The organism is Pseudoalteromonas sp. MIP2626, from assembly GCF_013414205.1.
GTDB classification, from domain to species: domain Bacteria; phylum Pseudomonadota; class Gammaproteobacteria; order Enterobacterales; family Alteromonadaceae; genus Pseudoalteromonas; species Pseudoalteromonas nigrifaciens.
The window spans coordinates 179342-198035 of the sequence record NZ_JAATTW010000002.1; the positions used below are offsets into that span (position 1 = coordinate 179342).

The 18694-nt window shown below is 41.0% G+C and carries 17 protein-coding genes and 1 pseudogene; 8 read left to right on the forward strand and 10 right to left on the reverse strand.

Annotation, left to right across the window (positions count from 1 at the left end):
• Positions 1–3 precede the first annotated feature (3 nt).
• Positions 4–1284, reverse strand: coding sequence for a flavohemoglobin expression-modulating QEGLA motif protein (locus HC000_RS02645; protein ID WP_179806897.1), 1281 nt, complete (start codon positions 1282–1284; stop codon positions 4–6).
• A 146-nt stretch (positions 1285–1430) separates the two neighbouring features.
• On the opposite strand from HC000_RS02645, the gene HC000_RS02650 reads away from it, so the two are divergent.
• The 7 genes from HC000_RS02650 to HC000_RS02680 all read left to right on the forward strand — a co-directional run bounded on the left by HC000_RS02650 (position 1431) and on the right by HC000_RS02680 (position 8241).
• On the forward strand, positions 1431–1688 hold the full coding sequence (locus HC000_RS02650) for a DUF3081 domain-containing protein (RefSeq protein ID WP_011330048.1): 258 nt from the start codon (positions 1431–1433) through the stop codon (positions 1686–1688).
• Positions 1688–1990: a hypothetical protein gene (locus HC000_RS02655; RefSeq protein WP_179806898.1), complete on the forward strand. Its 303-nt coding sequence runs from the start codon at positions 1688–1690 to the stop codon at positions 1988–1990. Before HC000_RS02650 ends, HC000_RS02655 begins: the two co-directional genes overlap by 1 nt.
• A gap of 439 nt (positions 1991–2429) precedes the next feature.
• A complete protein-coding gene (gene betI / locus HC000_RS02660) occupies positions 2430–3005 on the forward strand; it encodes a transcriptional regulator BetI (RefSeq protein ID WP_179806920.1) in 576 nt (191 codons plus the stop codon).
• Position 3006: 1 nt separating this feature from the next.
• On the forward strand, positions 3007–4470 hold the full coding sequence (gene betB, locus HC000_RS02665) for a betaine-aldehyde dehydrogenase (protein ID WP_179806899.1): 1464 nt from the start codon (positions 3007–3009) through the stop codon (positions 4468–4470).
• 12 nt (positions 4471–4482) lie between these two features.
• Positions 4483–6150, forward strand: coding sequence for a choline dehydrogenase (gene betA / locus HC000_RS02670; protein ID WP_179806900.1), 1668 nt, complete (start codon positions 4483–4485; stop codon positions 6148–6150).
• Between the two features lie 155 nt (positions 6151–6305).
• Positions 6306–7523, forward strand: coding sequence for a BCCT family transporter (locus HC000_RS02675; protein ID WP_179806901.1), 1218 nt, complete (start codon positions 6306–6308; stop codon positions 7521–7523).
• Between the two features lie 10 nt (positions 7524–7533).
• A complete protein-coding gene (locus tag HC000_RS02680; RefSeq protein ID WP_179806902.1) occupies positions 7534–8241 on the forward strand; it encodes a TorF family putative porin in 708 nt (235 codons plus the stop codon).
• A gap of 63 nt (positions 8242–8304) precedes the next feature.
• Here the strand turns inward: HC000_RS02680 and HC000_RS18500 are convergent.
• The 3 genes and pseudogenes from HC000_RS18500 to fdxA all read right to left on the reverse strand — a co-directional run.
• Positions 8305–8506: pseudogene (locus HC000_RS18500) on the reverse strand (EAL domain-containing protein); the annotation flags it as partial.
• 36 nt (positions 8507–8542) lie between these two features.
• Entirely contained in the window at positions 8543–10786 is a 2244-nt protein-coding gene (locus HC000_RS02685; RefSeq protein ID WP_179806903.1) for a carbohydrate binding family 9 domain-containing protein, read from the reverse strand.
• 146 nt (positions 10787–10932) lie between these two features.
• Positions 10933–11256, reverse strand: a complete 324-nt coding sequence (gene fdxA, locus HC000_RS02690) for a ferredoxin FdxA (protein ID WP_011330038.1) — start codon at positions 11254–11256, stop codon at positions 10933–10935.
• A gap of 194 nt (positions 11257–11450) precedes the next feature.
• Here fdxA and HC000_RS02695 point away from each other — a divergent pair, with 194 nt between their 5' ends.
• Positions 11451–13061, forward strand: a complete 1611-nt coding sequence (locus tag HC000_RS02695) for an NAD(P)/FAD-dependent oxidoreductase (protein ID WP_179806904.1) — start codon at positions 11451–11453, stop codon at positions 13059–13061.
• 91 nt (positions 13062–13152) lie between these two features.
• Here HC000_RS02695 and HC000_RS02700 read toward each other — a convergent pair whose 3' ends face one another.
• The 6 genes from HC000_RS02700 to HC000_RS02725 form a co-directional block, all read right to left on the reverse strand.
• Entirely contained in the window at positions 13153–14454 is a 1302-nt protein-coding gene (locus HC000_RS02700) for a DEAD/DEAH box helicase (RefSeq protein WP_011330036.1), read from the reverse strand.
• A 90-nt stretch (positions 14455–14544) separates the two neighbouring features.
• Positions 14545–15774 (reverse strand): beta-ketoacyl-ACP synthase, encoded by a 1230-nt coding sequence (locus tag HC000_RS02705; protein ID WP_179806905.1) that lies wholly within the window; start codon positions 15772–15774, stop codon positions 14545–14547.
• The gene (locus tag HC000_RS02710) at positions 15774–16499 is read right to left on the reverse strand and encodes a 3-ketoacyl-ACP reductase FabG2 (protein WP_086995832.1); all 726 of its coding nucleotides are present in this window, start codon (positions 16497–16499) and stop codon (positions 15774–15776) included. The genes HC000_RS02705 and HC000_RS02710 overlap by 1 nt, the downstream gene beginning before the upstream one ends.
• The gene (locus HC000_RS02715) at positions 16496–16966 is read right to left on the reverse strand and encodes a hotdog family protein (RefSeq protein WP_225740935.1); all 471 of its coding nucleotides are present in this window, start codon (positions 16964–16966) and stop codon (positions 16496–16498) included. The genes HC000_RS02710 and HC000_RS02715 overlap by 4 nt, the downstream gene beginning before the upstream one ends.
• Positions 16959–18131 (reverse strand): beta-ketoacyl-ACP synthase, encoded by a 1173-nt coding sequence (locus HC000_RS02720; protein ID WP_179806906.1) that lies wholly within the window; start codon positions 18129–18131, stop codon positions 16959–16961. The genes HC000_RS02715 and HC000_RS02720 overlap by 8 nt, the downstream gene beginning before the upstream one ends.
• Positions 18128–18688 (reverse strand): DUF3261 domain-containing protein, encoded by a 561-nt coding sequence (locus HC000_RS02725; RefSeq protein ID WP_179806907.1) that lies wholly within the window; start codon positions 18686–18688, stop codon positions 18128–18130. Before HC000_RS02725 ends, HC000_RS02720 begins: the two co-directional genes overlap by 4 nt.
• Positions 18689–18694 lie beyond the last annotated feature (6 nt).

Genomic DNA, 18694 nt, shown 5'->3' on the forward strand with positions numbered 1-18694 from the left:
TTATTATAAAAACAGCGGCTTATAATCGTTTTCTAATTGTTCAAACGACAAATCACCAATAAAGCGCCCAAAACTAAGCCAAGTTGCTAAACCGCGTAAGTCTTTAAAGTGTGGCGGTACAAACTTAGGCGATTCGATTACTCCTAAACTATGCAGTTGCGTAATCAGCCTAAAGTCATCAATCGATATTTTTCCCACCAGTAATAAAGGCAGTTGATCGATTCGGCCCAGTTGTATGGCAACCCGAATTAAGTTGTACACTAAAACAAAGCCTTTAATGTAGGCAATGTCTTTAGTAAACGGCAAACCTGTGGGTGTACTGCCCCTAAATACACGCTGAGCTAAAGTATAGCTTTCATCTTGCGATAACCCTTGCGCTACATAATCGCGGTAAATATCAACAAATTCAGCACCATCAATTACCTTGGTTACCGCTTGAATACGGTTAACTAATTTAGATAAGCGCCGTGGTGTTGATTTTAAGGTAATAATTTCGGTTAATACCGCAAGGCCCTCTTGGGTCACTGTTGAGCTTGGCGTGCCTTTACTTAAACAGGTTAAGTAAGGTTGCGCTAGGCCATTTTGCGTCGTGCCTACATGTATCCAGCCTTCGTGCACTTCTAGAATATCGAGTTCACGCTGCGAAAACTTCACATCTTTATTTAGCTTAATGTTATTAGCCCCAGCGGCTGCATCGCTCACTATGCCATCGCTTAGTATTACCTCTACGTTGATCCCTACCATACTGGCATTAACTTGCTCAGATAAAATACGCACAGCATCGCTTGCTGCTATATTTTTAGGATCGTCTGGCAGTATATCGGCAATTAATAAGTTTTTAAGCGGCCGCTCTAACATGTTTGCCAGCTCAGTAAGTGAAGGCTCACCAGCATGAAACAAATCTTTAGGGTGCCCAAATAGCTCTACTGATAGGTCATGAAATTCAGGCGTTCCTCGATATTCCAGCATGCTTAATACGGTTTTATACTCGCTGCACATTTTTCCCATATATTGAGCTATTGGGTTTAGCTGTCCTAACTGGTTAATAATGTTACGCTGCAAAGTAGAAAACGCTTGGCGTAGTTCGCTGGGCACAAATCCTAAATCGCGCTGCTGATAATAAGCACGATCGATAAGTGGATTTTTTTGACATTTCTGTCTAAAAAATTCTTCTTTAATTTGTTTATCCCAATTAATCGCATCCAGTATTCTTATAGGTGTTTGCAGGGCAACTAATTGATCTGATAATTCACGAGTTTTAAGTAGTAACGCCTTGTCTATCATGGTGTAAGCTCAACAAATAATGAATTGTGAGCATAATTTAAAATAACCAAATTACAAAGTAATATCATCATTTTTTAACCATTGTTTTTAAGATGATCGGACCACATATCTAAAACGTATATACTTGTAAAGTTAAGGATTAATTAATGAAAAATGAAATCGACAACAAGCAAATTTTGGCTGTGTATGAACGCATAATACAACGCGGCGAAATGCAGGATGATGGTAAGCATTATCAAGGCGTTACCGCGTATTCAGACGCAGACGGTTATACCATTTATTTACAAGGCAGCGGCGTAGAACTGCGTTTTGGGTTTCATAATACGTATCATCTTGATTACGAACATGAAAAACACAAAGATGACTTTTTAAAAAAATTACACAATATTGCCAATGAAACCTAATGCTGCCACCCAGGCTTAAAAAACGCGCCACTAGCAAGCTCAATACTTCCTTTATTACGCAAGTAATTATTGAGCTTGAAGCTAATCCGAACAAGCTCGAAATTATTCGCCACAACCTAGCTTACTACCGTACCCAAACCCATTTAAAAAAAGGCTTTCTCCTCGCTATTGAGCGATTTGACTGGGTGTTTGCAGCATGTAATAACGTGGATGAAATTTGCGCACAAATTATGGCCGATGACTACATTGGAAATCGTCTTAGGCGTTATCCTCTTTTGTTCAAAGGTATATTAGCGCCTTAAATTAAGCTGTAACAATACGTCTGCTTTGTACCTATATTAGCCCTTCTTGCTTTGCTATATTTACAATTAACTTTATAAAACCAGCCTGTCGTTATAATTATATCCATTGCAATTTTGGCTATATAAACAGCAACACATACCGTTAGTGCTCTAATGATTACCGTACTAAGCATATTATTTTAAATTATTTACATTTTATTTCTTAGCCAAAATAACCCTCCCCTATTGCACTACAAAATAACACATAAACTCTTGTTTTTAAATAATATAAAACAAATTCAATGTTTGTTATTTACGTATACTAGATCACATTTCTTGTTAATATTTAATCTACATTTAGGCATCCGATCATTTACCTGCGCCTTGAATTGTTAGAACTATTACCTTAAACTTATGTTCATTGAACGGTCAATTAATAATAAATATGCCTAAAGTTGGAATGGAACCTATAAGACGTCAGCAGCTAATTGACGCAACAATTGAGTCGGTTGCACAGCGCGGTTTACAGGCAACCACTATTAACAGTATTAGTAAAAATGCGGGATTATCCTCTGGAATAATTAGTCATTACTTTGGTGGTAAACAGGGATTAATTGAAGCAACGGTGAGGTATTTACTTACGAGTTTAAAACAGGAGCTTGTTTGCAAACTTGAAGCAAATACCAACGCGACGCAGCGCTTAATGTTTATTATTGAAGCCAACTTTGCACTTGTGCAACAGCGCTCAGATACTACACGAACTTGGTTGAGCTTTTGGGCACAATCAATGCACGATGCCGGATTACACCGGCTACAAAATGTAAACAGCAAACGCTTGCAAAGTAATTTAGCATTTTCATTTAAGCAATTAATGCCCGCTGAGCAAGCAAAACAAGCAGCCGAACTTAGCGCCGCCATGATCGACGGCCTATGGTTACGAGCAGTACTTAGTAAATCAAACGAACATCAGTTTAATCACAGTGAAAAGCTAGCAAAAAGTTATGTGCATTCACTCATCAAGCAATATGGAGCCTAGCGTGACAACACCTGTCTATCAAAATTTTATTAACGGCCATTTCCTTGCAAATAAAAGCGGCAAAACATTTGATGTAACTAACCCTGCTACGGGTGAAGTTATTTATGCAGTAGAAATTGCTGACGAGTTTATTCAAAACGGTGCCATTGCAAGTGCAAAGCAAGGTTTTGCGCAGTGGTCGGTCATGTCGCCTATTGAGCGCAGTCGCATTTTACTCAAGGCCGTAGCAATTTTACGCGAGCGCAATGATGAGCTAGCGCTGGTAGAGGTACTTGATACCGGCAAACCAATGCAAGAAGCAAACTGTGTAGATATTGAAACAGGCGCTGATGTTATTGAATTCTTTGCTGGTTTAGCACCGGCACAAGTTGGCCAACAACAAATGGTTGGCAGCGACTTTTACTATACCCGTAAAGAGCCTTTAGGTATTTGCGCTGGTATTGGTGCGTGGAACTACCCGCTACAAATTGCCTGTTGGAAATCGGGCCCTGCTCTTGCCGCTGGTAATGCGTTTATTTTTAAACCATCGGAAGAAACACCACTTGGCGCAATTAAGCTAGCTGAAATTTTTGTAGAAGCTGGCGTACCCGCAGGTGTATTTAATGTAGTACAAGGCGCAGGCGATGTAGGCCAATGGCTAACACAGCATACTGATATAGATAAAGTGTCGTTTACTGGCGAAGTGGGTACAGGTAAAAAGGTAGTTGCGAGCGCTGCGGGATCTTTAAAAGATGTCACCATGGAGCTTGGTGGTAAGTCGCCATTAATTGTATTTGATGATGCCAATATTGAACAAGCAGTAAGTGCTGCAATGTTAGGCAACTTTTATACTCAAGGCGAAGTGTGTACTAATTGTACCCGTATTTATGTTCATAAAAATGTATATCAACAATTTATTGATGAGCTTAAAACCCGCACTGAACAAAATATTATTGCCGGCGATCCTCAAGATTTAAATACTAACTTTGGCGCGCTAATTTCTAAAAAGCATCAAGACTTAGTAATGAGCTACGTTAATAAAGGTATTGCAGAGGGCGCAACGCTACTAACAGGTGGTACAACACTTTCACCTGCATCTGCACCTAACGGCTATTTTGTTGCCCCTACTGTGTTTATTGATTGCAACGATGACATGAGCATAGTTAAAGAGGAAATATTTGGCCCAGTAATGAGCGTGTTGGTATTTGATGACGAAGACGATGTGATTAAACGTGCAAACGGTACTCACCTTGGTCTAGCTGCCGGTGTATTTACTAGCGACATTAAACGTGCACACCGTGTTATTCATCAACTACAAGCGGGTATTTGTTGGATTAACGCTTATGGTAACTCACCTGCAGAAATGCCAGTGGGTGGTTACAAGCAATCGGGCATTGGCCGCGAAAACGGCATAGAAACCCTCGATACTTATACCCAAACTAAATCTGTTTATGTTGGTATGACCGACATAGAAAGCCCATTTTAAAGGATACTGATTATGAGTAATTCGTATGACTATATTATTGTGGGCGCAGGCTCTGCAGGTTGCGTGTTAGCAAATCGCTTATCAGCCGATAAAAACACCCGTGTATTACTACTAGAAACGGGTGGCAGTGATAAAAGCATTTTTATAAAAATGCCTACCGCGCTTTCTATTCCAATGAATAGCGATAAGTACGCGTGGCAGTTTCATACCCAACCTGAGCCGTATTTAGACAACCGCGAAATGCATTGTCCGCGCGGTAAAGTACTCGGTGGTTCGTCATCTATAAATGGCATGGTGTATGTACGCGGCCATGCAAAAGACTTTGACGAATGGCAACAAAATGGCGCAAACGGCTGGGATTATCAGTCGTGTTTACCGTATTTTCAAAAAGCAGAAAGCTTTTACTTAGGTGAAAATAAGTACCGTGGCGGTAAAGGCCCGCTGGGCGTTAATAACGGTAACGAAATGAAAAACCCTTTGTACAGCACCTTTATTAAAGCGGGCATTGAAGCGGGTTACGCACACACTAACGACTACAATGCCTCGCAGCAAGAAGGCTTTGGGCCAATGCACATGACGGTAAAAGACGGTGTACGTAGCTCAGCCGCGCGTGAATATTTAGACCCAGTCAAATCGCGTAATAATTTAACTATTGTTACCGGTGCACTTGCCCAGCGCGTTGTTTTAGAGGGCAAAAAAGCCACTGGTATTGAATACAAAGTAAATGGCGAAATTAAAACCGCTGTTGCTGCAAAAGAAGTGATATTAAGCGCCGGCTCTATTGGCTCGCCACATATTTTACAGCTATCGGGTATTGGCGATAGCGAAGTGCTTAAAAAAGCTGGCATTGAGGTAAAACACCATTTACCCGGTGTAGGGCAAAACTTACAAGATCATCTTGAGTTTTACTTTCAATATAAGTGCAAACAACCTATTACCTTAAACGGTAAATTAGGGTTAATTTCAAAAGGTTTAATTGGTGCGCGTTGGTTATTAACCCGCAAGGGACTGGGCGCTACAAATCACTTTGAATCATGTGCTTTTATTCGTTCTAAGCCTGGAGTTGAATGGCCAGATTTGCAATACCACTTTTTACCTGCCGCAATGCGCTACGACGGACGCAGTGCCTTTGACGGCCATGGTTTTCAAGTACATGTAGGTCATAACAAGCCAAAAAGCCGCGGCAGCGTTACTATTGCATCGGCTGATCCTCAGCAACCACCTAAAATTGTGTTTAATTACCTACAACATCAAGATGACATTGAAGGCTTTAGAGCCTGTGTACGCCTAACTCGTGAAATTATTGAGCAAAGTGCCTTTGATGATTATCGCGATGAAGAAATTCAGCCAGGTAAGCATATTCAAACCGATGCAGAAATAGATGCCTTTGTACGTCAAACGGTTGAAAGCGCTTATCACCCTTCTTGCTCTTGCAAAATGGGTGAAGATGAACTGGCAGTCGTTAATTCAAACACCCAAGTACATGGGATTGCAGGTTTACGAGTAGTTGACTCGTCTATATTTCCAACCATACCAAACGGTAACTTAAACGGCCCTACCATTATGGTGGCCGAAAAAGCCGCTGATATTATTTTAGGTAATAAACCACTAGCAAAACTCAATGCATCTGTAGCAATGAGCGCTAACTGGCAAACAACACAACGTAATAGCAAGATATAAATTAAGCCACTGGCAAAGGTTTAGCTACTTAGGTAGTTAACCCTTTGTGAGGCTCGCCGTGGCTCACGATATAAATTGGTTATGTTGTGTTAACGCGAGAAAAACAATAAACGGAGTATTTATGAATTACTTTTATTTATTTTGGGAGGGCGATAATGACTATTTGGCTTAGTGCTGGGATTATTTTCACCTTATTAGCTGTAATCGCTATTTTATTTAAATGGGGCAATGTACGTGTTGTAGGCGTAACGCCAGTTAGAACATTTACCTTTATAGCCATATTATTTACCTCAGGCCTAGATGTTGGCCTTATTATGTTTCCGTTAACCGAATTTGCCGGTTATGCAGACATAAAAGCAAGCCCAGAGTACGCATTTGCAAATCCGCTAGCTATTGAGTTTGGCTATTGGGGGTTTTTAATCTGGGGATTTTACTTTCTTACGTGCTTTTATTTCTGTGTAATAGAACCTAAAGTTAAATTTTTCGAAATTCCTTGGGTTAAGTTTATTAATAACGTTGTCATCATTGGCACCTGTGCATTTACTGCTTACCTACTACTGACTAATTTACCTTGGTACTTACCCGATTTAGGCGATGGTTCGAGTGTTATTCCGGTGTTTTATTTAATTGTGTTGGCTGCAATATCGTTTGCTGCCTACTCGAGTACCGACATTAAGTATGTACGTATTTTAAGTATTTCTACTACTTGGATGTTTTTAGCGCTCATTGCCTTTATGTGGGCGGGTGCATTTGTATTTGGTGACAGTGAATTGTCTGCCTTTTCGAATAACTTAGGCGCTATTGGTACTTATTTTGCCAATATTAATGAATTTGTTTTACCGCTAAATGACTACCATGCGTTTTATTTATTTTGGTGGTTTGCATGGAGCATCATGATAGGTCAATTTACTGCACGTTTTGTCGGTGGATTAAGAACTTACCAGGTATTGGCTGCAATGTTGATTTTCCCATCAATTCCAATTGCTATCTGGTTTAGTGTGCTTTATCACTACCACGAAGCTGGTATTCCTACCGAAGGTATTAAAAACTTTGCCATGGTATTTGTTGGTATTATTTTTGTAATTAACTCTCTTGATTCGCTTATCCGGTTATACACAGATAACTTAAACTTGACGGTTAAACGCTTAGGTAAATTTAAATACTTAACCATGAATATTGTTGCTTTGTCGTTGTTAACATTACTATTTAAGTTAGAGTTTTTGCAAATTCAATGGGTTGGCGCATTAGTTATTGCCTTGTTCTTTATTTGTATTGCTTATATTGGCTACAACAAATTAAAAACGGTGAACGACATTATAGGCTCACCAAAAGCAAACAAAATTGATTACACCAAAATTGAAAATATGAGCTAGGAAAAACACTATGCATAATAAACTAAAACAACTTTTTATCGCTTTACCTTTTACACTTTTATCTACAACTGCAGCGGCTAATTGGTCAACAACTATTACTGCAGCTTCTGACTATACTTTTAATGGTGTATCCCAAACCGACAGTGACCCAGCAATTCAAGCAAGCCTTGATTATGCATTTGATAACGGTGTTTATGCGGGTATTTGGGCCTCTAACGTAGATATTATTGGTCTCGACGATATAGACTTTGAGCTTGACGCTTACGTTGGGCGTTTTATGCAACTTAACGAACAGGTTAGTCTAGATTACGGTATTGCTTATTATACGTATCAAGGTGACGGCAGTGATTTTAATTATGGCGAAGCCTATACAAAATTTGGCTATGCGAGTGATTATGGCCAAACAGAGCTTAACTTTTGGTACAGCTGGGACTACTTTGGCAGCGGCGCAGGGCATATTATATCACAAATAGCGCATACATATGAGTTAGCACCTAACCATGCGTTACGTGCAAGTTTTGATATTTCAAACTCATTAGACGGTAAAAAATACGCGTGGGATAGCAATGAAAAAAAATCTTACAACCATTACCGCTTAGCATACCAAACTAGCTATGAAGGCTTTAATATTGAAGTTGCCGCCGAGAACACCAGCTTAGATTACGACTACACAGATGAGCGCCTGGTGTTGGCCGTATCACGTACGTTTAATTTATAAACTTAATTAATTAAATGAATGCTATTACTTAGCAAAAAAATGCCACTTAAGTTAAGTGGCATTTTTACTTTTATTTGCTTGAGTAATAAAAGATCGAGCAATTTTAATCACATCTATAGGTAAATCAGCCAAAGTACTTACAAAGCTAAAACCAGTGCAAAATCATCAATGGCAATCGTAATACCCTTTTTACATAGTTTTCAAGCTATTAAATTATTAGAGCATCTACTTTTATAAGCGTTGATAAACTTATCCAAACCATCATCCTTGCTAGCCCTACTCGAGTTGTTTTTTACCTTGCTTAAAGCTGCCATGCGTAACTGACTTTAGTAAAAAAAGTGCGCTGGTCGCGCTCTAAACTTTTAAGTGAATCATCTTGGTAACCTTTATCTGAATACCCTAAGTAAAATAATGTTTGCGCATTAATTTTGTACGAATAAACGAGTTGGCTGCCGTAATCTTTATTAGTTTGGTTCACTTGATAAAAATAAGCATTTTCGTTGCGATCAATATCTTCAAATTGCCAAATAAGCTTTAGCATTGAGCGCATATTAAATTTATAGTAAAGCCTAAAATCAATTAGGTTAGCTGTAAAAACACGCTCCCCTTGTGGGTTGTCTAATTGGCTGTAGCTATGCTTTATGTCAACTTGCCAGTGATTGTTTATATCCCACACCGCTTGAGTTTGGGTATCAAAGGCGTCACCTAGTTGCTCATTACTGTAGTCAATGCGACTCCCGTATTCAACATACAAAGACAGCCTAAGATCTTTTGTTGGTTTAAATCCGCTGTAAATATAACCAATGTTTTGATTATAAAAATTAGTGTTATAAGTTTCATACCTATGTATCAGCCCTATTTCGAAAATAGACTGTTTTTGGCCTTTAAAGCTTAAATAACCTTCGTACTCTTGCTCAAGTAAATCGCCATTTTTCGCCCAGGTTTTATCCCAATCAGCTACATATGACCAAGAGGTAACTAAATCATTTTCATCTCGATACCAGGTTTGCCCGCCTCCTAAAATAACTTTTTCGTAATCGACCTTAGCTTGATAGCCTAAATCAGCACGATAATCTGCGCCAATATTTTCGTACTCTGCGAATAATTTATAATCGCGTTTATCGCGGGTGAGCTTAATTGCATACGCTTGATCGGATTGTGTTTGTGACAGGTTATAATTTTCAACTAAAAATGCTGAGTTGCGGGTATCACTGCTCGCAACTTGATAACTTAAGGTGTCTGATTGATTAAACCAGTAACTACCGTCAACTGATAAAACCGTATTGCGATAGTCATCACCTTCACGATGCGTACTTGAAACCCCTATAGTGCCTTGCTGGCCAATATCGTACTGGTAACGCGCCACTGCCACTTTGGTATTTTCGTTTAAGCTTGCAAATCCTGAGCCCTGATTAGTTGGCAGTAAAATATTGCTATTGTCGTCATCGGCAAACATCACCGCATAACTGTGATTAGCTGTTTTGCCGGTTAATTTAGCGCCTAGATTAGGCTCTGCAATGGTGCGAGTATATAAAAGCTCAAATAAACTACTTTTAAAATATGACGCACCGTCTAAAAAAAACGGCCGTTTTTCTTCATAGTATATAGAGTAAGTGGTATTAATATCCAGTGCCAGAGAGTCGGTTTCCACTTGCGAGAAGTCTGGATTTATAGTGGCGTTTATAACGGCGTCTTGGCTTAAGCCCCAGCGTAAATCTATACCCACTTCGGCGTTTACATCGCCATTTTCCCAATCACCCGGTAACTGTGATTTGGTATCGTTACGCAGCGCAGTTAAAGTAGGCGTTAATTGCAGGTTTTTGCTGGCCGTTATTTTTTCAAAGCCGGTAAGTTTATCAAACTGACAAAGGCTGCACTTAATATCGCGATCAAACCCAATGTTTGATAACTGATAAAGCACATCTCGTTGATAATTGCGCATTAGGGCAAAACCCCAGGTTAATTGCTCTTTATTTTGTGCAAAACGCAGCGCTTTAAAAGGAATACGCATTTCTACCACATAACCTTGCTCAGTAATCTTGCCTGCGCTATCCCAAATGGCATTCCAAGAAAGGTCTTGTTGCCAGCCATCGGTGTCGGTCATGCGAATATCGCCCTGAGCCCCTAGCGGGTTCACATAAAATTCATAACCAGAGCGCTCATCATTAAAGGTATCAATTACTAGTGCCACGGTGTCATCTTGCCACAGAGTATCGCGATCTCGCAGTGCAGCGCGAATGTGCGTTGGGTCAGGATCGTGTGCAACAAACGCTACATATAAGTTACTGCCGTCTTCGTATATATAAGCATCGGTTTTTACCGGTGGCGTACCTTTTTCATTTGGTTCATCTTGAAACTGCAATGCAATGCGCGTGGCATCTTGCCAATGCGCCTCATTCATTACCCCATCTACTGTTATATTTTTATTAATACGCGTGAGTGAATAGTGTTGTTTATTGGCAAGCGCGCTTGGAGTGGTGAGTAAAAGAAAGAAAAAGCTTAAAATAAAGAACACTGATTGTTTTTTTATTATTAAGTACTGCATAAACATCCATTTAGACTTAAATTACTCAATAAGAGTAATTTCTGGCGTGGATTGTAGTTTATACCAATGGATTTGTTAACACCTTGCAAATAGTTTTTTGCATATCATTAACTAATTAATAATAAAGAAATATTTAAGCGCAGCGATTAGGTTTCAATAAGCTTGAGTTTATCAGCAATACCATTCCACTCATCAGCATCGGCTGGGGCTGGTTTTGCCTGCGTAATGCGTGGCCATATAAGTGCAAGCTCGGCATTTAGTTCGGTAAACTCTTGTTGTGACTCTGGTAATTCATCTTCTTGATAAATAGCATCAGCTGAACATTCAGGTACGCATAAACCACAGTCAATGCAATCAATTGGGCTTATAGCTAAAAAGTTAGGGCCTTCAAAAAATGCATCTGCTGGGCACACTGATACGCAATCTGTGTACTTACATTTAATACAGTTTTCGGTGACTACAAATGCCATAATGGTTCAATGCCTAAGGTTTTATAACGACAACGGCGGATCATACCCAACCAAGGCTAAAATACAATATATAAGTGCCATAATAGCGTAATTTAACGTAAAATAAGCGCCTTATGTTTTGTGGTGCTATTTGCGCTACTCCCCTTATTGTGAGCGGTAATTAAAAGCCCGCTAAGACACCTAAAAGAGACAAAATGATACGTTTAACCGAAATAAAACTACCGCTAGATCATGACGAAAATGCAATTAAAGATGCCATTGTCAGTAAGCTAAAAATAACGCCAGAACAGTTACATAGTTTTAATGTGTTTAAACGTGGTTACGATGCCCGTAAAAAAACAGCTATTTTACTTATTTATACCTTAGATATAAGCGTTGATAACGAAGAGCAGTTACTCACAACTTTTGCCAAAGATCAGCATGTAAAAGTAGCACCCGACACCGCTTATAAGTTTGTTGCCCAGGCAAATAACGATTTAAAAGAGCGCCCTGTCGTAATAGGCTTTGGCCCTTGTGGTTTATTTGCAGGTTTAGTGTTGGCACAAATGGGCTTTAAGCCAATTATATTAGAGCGTGGTAAAGAAGTACGCGAGCGCACTAAAGATACCTTTGGTTTTTGGCGTAAGCGCGCACTAAATACCGAGTCAAATGTACAATTTGGTGAAGGCGGCGCAGGTACATTCTCCGACGGTAAATTATACAGCCAAGTAAAAGATCCAAAACATTATGGCCGTAAAGTTATTACCGAGTTTGTTGCCGCTGGCGCGCCAGAAGAAATTTTATACGTAAGTAAGCCACACATAGGAACCTTTAAACTGGTAACTATGATTGAAAAAATGCGCGCGCATATTGTAGAACTTGGCGGCGAAATTCGCTTTAGCACTCGCGTAGACGACATTCATTTAGAAAACGGCCAAGTAACGGGCTTAACCTTGTCAAATGGCGAGCAGCTAAATACCCGCCATGTAGTGCTTGCTGTGGGTCACAGTGCCCGTGATACCTTTGATATGCTATATAAAAAAGGTATTTACATGGAAGCTAAACCATTTTCGGTGGGTTTTAGGATCGAGCATAAGCAATCTATGATCGATGAGTGCCGTTTTGGCGACAATGCAGGTAACCCCATTTTAGGCTCTGCTGATTACAAACTAGTTCACCACTGTGATAATGGCCGTACCGTATATAGTTTTTGTATGTGCCCAGGGGGGACTGTGGTTGCAGCCACCTCTGAAGAAGGCCTAGTTGTTACCAATGGTATGAGCCAATATTCTCGTAGTGAGCGCAATGCAAACAGCGCTATTGTTGTAGGTATTTCGCCAGAGCAAGACTTCCCGGGTCACCCATTAGCGGGTATTGAGTTACAACGTAAACTTGAAAAACAAGCATACGAACTTGGCGGCAGTAATTACGATGCGCCAGCACAACTTATTGGCGACTTTTTAAAGGGTAAATCGTCATCAGCTTTAGGCGATGTGCAATCATCTTATACGCCGGGTATTAAATTAACCGATTTAGCCGATGTATTACCTAAATATGCAATTGATGCTCTGCGTGAAGCAATTCCGGCATTTAATAAGCAAATTCGTGGTTTTTCAACTAATGATGGCTTACTAACAGGGGTAGAAACACGTACCTCTTCGCCGGTAAGTATTAAGCGCGATAAAACACTTCAAAGTATTAATACTAAAGGGCTTTACCCTTCTGGAGAAGGCGCAGGCTATGCCGGTGGTATTTTATCGGCAGGTATTGATGGTATTAAAGCAGCTGAAGCGGTGGCGCTTTCAATGCTAGAAAACGCAAAATAAGCGTTTTATTAATTTAAGCCATAAAAAAACCTGAGCAAGCTCAGGTTTTTTTGTAACTGCAAATAACCATATTAGGTTAGCGCATTATTAATTACTTTTTAAGCGACAGTTTTTCGCCTTTTAAGCTTTTACGTATTTTAGATATACGTGAGCGATTTACTGCTCTTGCTTCGCCAGTTGCTTGACCAGATGGCTTATTAGCACGAGTACGACGTAAGTGTGCAGGCTTTTTGCCAATTTTATCAATTAATACTTCACGGTTACTTACTGCATAGCCTTCTAAGTAAACACGTTTAATTTTTTGACCAATTAAGGTTTCAATTTCAAACAACATGTTTTCTTCTTCACGGCTTACAAACGAAATTGCTTGGCCTTCTTTACCTGCGCGGCCGGTACGACCAATACGATGTACGTAGTCCTCTGCAAGCCAAGGTAAGTCAATATTAATTACACGCGGTAAACCGTCTATATCAATACCACGCGCCGCAACTTCTGTTGCCACTAATACACGTACTTTACCTTCTTTAAATTCACGCAGCGCACGACGACGATTACCTTGTGACTTATCGCCATGACAAACCGCAGCCGGAATGCCATCAAGGTTAAGCTCTGTTACTAGCTCATCGGCTGTTTCTTTCATGTTTACAAATACTAACACTTGCTGCCAGTTTTTCTTACCAATTAGCTCAGAAAGCAGCTCTTGCTTACGGCGCTCTTCAACTGGGTAAACCACATGCGCTACAGTGCTAGCAGTACTGTTTGTTTGATCAACACGTACTATTTCTGGCTGTTTTAATACTTTAGATGCAAACTGTTTAATTGCTGCTGGGAAAGTGGCTGAAAACAACAAGATTTGACGATCGTCAGCGCAGCTTTTTATAACGCCCTGCATCTCTTCAATAAAGCCCATATCTAGCATACGGTCTGCTTCATCAAGTACTAAATGCTTTACGCTGGCAAGGCTTAAGTTACCTAAGCGAATATGATCAAGTAAACGCCCTGGCGTTGCTACTACAATATCAACACCTTCTTTAAGTGCATTAGCTTGGCCTGCGGTGTTAACACCGCCAAATAAGCTGACTACTTTTAACGAAGTGTGTTTTGCGAAGTCTTTAAAGTTATTTGCTATTTGCTCTGCAAGTTCGCGCGTAGGCGCTAAAACTAAGGCATGCGGAGCATTAGTAGTGCTTACTTCAGACTCAAATAATTTTTGAATAATTGGTAGCGCAAACGCGGCGGTTTTACCCGTACCCGTTTGTGCACTTGCTAAAACGTCTTTACCTTTACGAACAGCAGGAATTGCTGCGCGCTGAATGGGCGTAAGGGTGTGATAGTTAAGTTCGTCTAACGCCTGAACAAGTTCAGGAGCAAAACTAAAAGATTTAAAATTCATGGTGTATAACCTGCGGCCACATTATCAAGGGTCGCAAATTATACAGTAAAAAAGTGCTAACAGTTAGTCATTACTTTACTTTTGCATGGTTTAATCTATTTTATAGCGTTTAAATATTAAAGAGGTATTAATACCGCCAAAAGCAAAGTTATTACTCATTACATAATCGGTGTTAATTTCTCGCCCTTGCTCGGTTATATAGTCAAGTTGAGCGCACTCGTTATCCACCTCGGTGAGGTTTATTGTGGGGGCAAACCAGTTATCATTCATCATATTAATCGTCGCCCACGCTTCAATAGCACCGCATGCGCCCAAAGTGTGGCCTAAATAACTTTTTAAAGAGCTAATGGGTTTTGCCCCTAATGCGTTAAAAGTGGCATGCGACTCTGCTATATCGCCTCGATCGGTTGAGGTGCCATGCGCACTTACATAACCAATTTGCTGGGCGGTTAAATTTGCATCGTGTAGGGCTTGTTCAATCGCTATTTGCATTGTTTTAGAGGTAGGTTGAGTAACATGCTCACCATCACTATTACAACCAAAACCAACCACCTCTGCCAGTATAGTGGCACCGCGCGCTTTTGCGTGTTCATACTCTTCTAAAATCAGTGTGCCAGCACCTTCGCCAATAACTAATCCATCACGGTCTTTATCAAATGGCCTGGGGGTTAACTTGGGTGTGTCGTTTTTTGTGCTGGTAGCATATAAGGTATCAAATACTGCGGCTTCGGTAATACATAACTCCTCTGCACCACCAGCAACCATCACCTTTTGACGACCAAATTTTATTGCTTCATAGGCATAACCAATACCTTGTGAGCCTGAGGTACAAGCTGAGCTTGTGGTGATCACTCGCCCTTTTAAGCCAAAAAACACTCCAACATTAACCGGAGCAGTATGCGCCATCATTTGAATATAACTAGTGGCTGTTACCCCAGACATAGAGCCCGACTCCATCATATTAGCAAACGCGAGTAACGGCGGGGTTGACCCTATAGATGAACCATAAGAAACCCCCGTAGAGCCATCGGTTAAGCTACTATGATTGAGTAACTGGGCTTGCTCTAACGCGCACTCTGTAGCGCGTGTTGACATAAGCGCCACTCGCCCCATTGAGCGTATTTGTTTACGTTTATAATGACTCGGTCGCTCAAAATGAGTAACCGGCGCCGCTAAACGCGTATTAAGCTCTGGTGCTTTGTCCCACTGTGGCATAGTGGTCACTGCATTTTCGCCTCTGATCAGTGCTTGTTTAAATACCGACCATTCATCGCCAAGTGCGGTGATCACCGACATACCTGTCACTACAACGCGCTTCATTACACCATACCGCCGTTAACTGAAATGACTTGGCGGGTAATGTAGGCCGCATCATCTGAGATTAAAAATGCCACAGTACCCGCAACTTCCTCTACTGTGCCCATACGCTTAAGCGGGATCATTTTTAGCATTTCGTCTACCGGTAACTCGTCAGTCATTGCGGTTTCTATTAACCCAGGTGCAACGCAGTTTACGGTTATTTTTCGCTTAGCCAACTCTAACGACAACGCTTTTGTAGCGCCAATAATACCGGCTTTTGCCGCACTGTAATTTACTTGCCCACGGTTACCGGCAATGCCAGATACAGAAGCCATGGTTACAATACGCCCACCTTTACGGTTTTGCACCATAGGCATTACCGTGGGGTGCACCACATTATAAAAGCCATCAAGCCCGGTACGAATAACGCAATCCCAGTCCTCGCCTTGCATAGCCGGAAACGCCATATCATTGGTAATACCTGCGTTACATACCACGCCATAATAAGCACCATGCTGGGCTATGTCTTGCTCTATTTGTGCTTTGGCGGCGGCTCTGTCGCATACATCAAATTGTAATAAGCTAGTAGCTTGGCCTAATGCCTGTATTGCTGCGCAAGTTGCTTGTGCATCTGCCACACCACTTTTACAATGCACTGTAATGTCATACCCTTGGGATGCTAATTTAAGCGCAATAGCCCTGCCTATGCCACGGCTTGAACCTGTGACTAAAATTCGTTTTGTCATTGATTATCTCTTATAAATTCCAGCGGATTTTCGGGCTGAAAAACATTAATTTTTGCTTCACATGCTAATGTATCGCCGTGGATTATTTGGCATTCAAACACACTCAATCCCGACTCTTCTTGATATAGCTTATGCACTTTAATAGTTAAACTACTATTAACTTTAAAACACGCTTGATGGGTTTGATATTTACGCGTACCAATTAAAAAGCCTATTTTAGGAGGCTCATTTGCATCGTTTGCTAATGCGCCTGCGTAAGCGGCTATTGACTGCGCCATATACTCAACCCCAATATAACTGGGTACACCGGCAATATCGGCATTATAAAACGCACTTTGCGGTGTAATCGTTACCTGGCAACGCGCACTCTCGGCGCTATAATGCGTTAAAGTGTCAATTAAAATCATTGGTGCGTCGTGGGCAAGCAACTGCTCAATTGCGTAGTGATTACTGCTCAGCTCATTCATTGGCAATACCTAAAATTAAACTGGCGTTATTGCCACCAAAGGCAAATGAGTTTGACAAGCAGTAACGCAATTTGGGCTTAAATGCTTGTTTTATTATTTTTACATCGGCCAAGTTACCGCCCGTTGATAATACGTTATACGGCAATGCATACTGGCCTTGCTCTTTAAGAAGTAGCCAGCATAGCGCGGCTTCAATTGCGCCTGCAGCTCCTAAGGTATGCCCAGTTAAGTGCTTGCTTGAGCTAAGTGGCGTATTGTTGCCAAACACACGATTAATTGCAAGTGCCTCCATTTCATCATTTTTTAGCGTTGCGGTACCGTGTGCATTTATGTAGTCAATTTCATGGGCAGCTAATTGCGCTTGTTTTAGTGCTTTTTGCATTGCAGATTGCGCGCCCATACCATTGGGATCGGGCGCTGAAATATGATGTGCATCAGAGCTTTCGCCGCCACCGTACAGTGCAATTGCTTTATCTGTAATTGCGCTTACGCCTTTACTCATTACAAATAATGCCGCGCCTTCACCAATATTAATGCCGTCTCGGCTACTTGAAAACGGCTGGCAAACTCCGCTACTTAACGACGCTAACGAATCAAAACCATTGAGAGTAAGTTGGCATAGGGTGTCAACGCCACCGCATATAACAACATCGGCCATATCAGCTTTTAGCAGTGCGCGGGCACTTAGTAATGCTTTTGCGCTTGATGTACAGGCTGTAGAAATACTATAACAGGGTCCCTTTGCATCAAGCTTTTGCGCAATATAGTGTGCTGGGGTGGCAAGTTCTTGTTCATAATAATGAAAGTCATTTGGCCATTGCGCTGTGTGTTCAAAATGAGCACGAGCCCGTTCACCATCTGCAATACCCGAAGTACTCGTGCCTAACACCACTGCAATACGGGATTTATCGATATGCGAAAATTGCTCAATAGTTGTTTGTAGTTGCGCTAAACACATATCAATAAAGGTATTTATACGTTTTTTTTGCGCCAACGCAACCGAGGTTACTTGGCCAACATATAACGGCTGTTGTTGCGCGCTAAGTGTAGAATTTAGAGTTAATATAGGCGTTGCAGAGTTATAACTGTTTAAGCTATCGAGAGTTGCCTGCGGGCCTACTCCCATCGCACTAACAATACCTAAGTTATTTAGCCAATATGTCACTGAGTTACCTTTTTAAATATTATTTTATAATCACGTACAATATTATGCAGCGTAATTGCATCATCGTTATAGTCAATGGTGATCAGGGTTTTATGATTTTGTAGTACTTGTCTGTGTGTGCCTACTTGCTCCACCAGTGCGCCGCTCAGCTGCTCATTTATAAACGCGACAGGCCAATGTACTAAGGCAATGTCGGCCAATACATAAGCAGGATTTATATCGACGCCTACAAGCATTTTTTTAGCTTTAATTGGCTCTTTGGGTGATTTTTCAAGCTCTACAATTGGAAAGCCCTGGCTGGTCATCATCAGCAACTTGACCCCTCCCGCCTCATTAACCGCCAATTGCGATAACAAGGTATGCTGCTCTTGCCCAGTGGTAATAAATAACACTTGTTGCCAAGAGCGGCCATACATCGATGGCGCCATGCTATTTAAATTTAGGCTAGCCGCAGGTGCTATGCTTATAGCTGCACTGGAACTAAACTGACTCGCACAGGCTGACAGCACTATGCAGGTTAGCAATAGCAGTGCACGCTGGAGTATTAGTTTAAGCATATTAAT

Bases quoted from the DNA above. Each gene is read 5' to 3' on its own strand.
- HC000_RS02680 (WP_179806902.1), top strand. From the start codon at position 7,534: ATGCATAATAAACTAAAACAACTTTTTATCGCTTTACCTTTTACACTT.
- HC000_RS02645 (WP_179806897.1), bottom strand. From the start codon at position 1,284: ATGATAGACAAGGCGTTACTACTTAAAACTCGTGAATTATCAGATCAA.
- HC000_RS02650 (WP_011330048.1), top strand. From the start codon at position 1,431: ATGAAAAATGAAATCGACAACAAGCAAATTTTGGCTGTGTATGAACGC.
- fdxA (WP_011330038.1), bottom strand. From the start codon at position 11,256: ATGGCATTTGTAGTCACCGAAAACTGTATTAAATGTAAGTACACAGAT.
- HC000_RS02725 (WP_179806907.1), bottom strand. From the start codon at position 18,688: ATGCTTAAACTAATACTCCAGCGTGCACTGCTATTGCTAACCTGCATA.
- betI (WP_179806920.1), top strand. From the start codon at position 2,430: ATGGAACCTATAAGACGTCAGCAGCTAATTGACGCAACAATTGAGTCG.
- HC000_RS02715 (WP_225740935.1), bottom strand. From the start codon at position 16,966: ATGAATGAGCTGAGCAGTAATCACTACGCAATTGAGCAGTTGCTTGCC.
- HC000_RS02710 (WP_086995832.1), bottom strand. From the start codon at position 16,499: ATGACAAAACGAATTTTAGTCACAGGTTCAAGCCGTGGCATAGGCAGG.
- betA (WP_179806900.1), top strand. From the start codon at position 4,483: ATGAGTAATTCGTATGACTATATTATTGTGGGCGCAGGCTCTGCAGGT.
- HC000_RS02675 (WP_179806901.1), top strand. From the start codon at position 6,306: ATGACTATTTGGCTTAGTGCTGGGATTATTTTCACCTTATTAGCTGTA.
- HC000_RS02695 (WP_179806904.1), top strand. From the start codon at position 11,451: ATGATACGTTTAACCGAAATAAAACTACCGCTAGATCATGACGAAAAT.
- HC000_RS02705 (WP_179806905.1), bottom strand. From the start codon at position 15,774: ATGAAGCGCGTTGTAGTGACAGGTATGTCGGTGATCACCGCACTTGGC.
- HC000_RS02685 (WP_179806903.1), bottom strand. From the start codon at position 10,786: ATGCAGTACTTAATAATAAAAAAACAATCAGTGTTCTTTATTTTAAGC.
- HC000_RS02655 (WP_179806898.1), top strand. From the start codon at position 1,688: ATGCTGCCACCCAGGCTTAAAAAACGCGCCACTAGCAAGCTCAATACT.
- HC000_RS02700 (WP_011330036.1), bottom strand. From the start codon at position 14,454: ATGAATTTTAAATCTTTTAGTTTTGCTCCTGAACTTGTTCAGGCGTTA.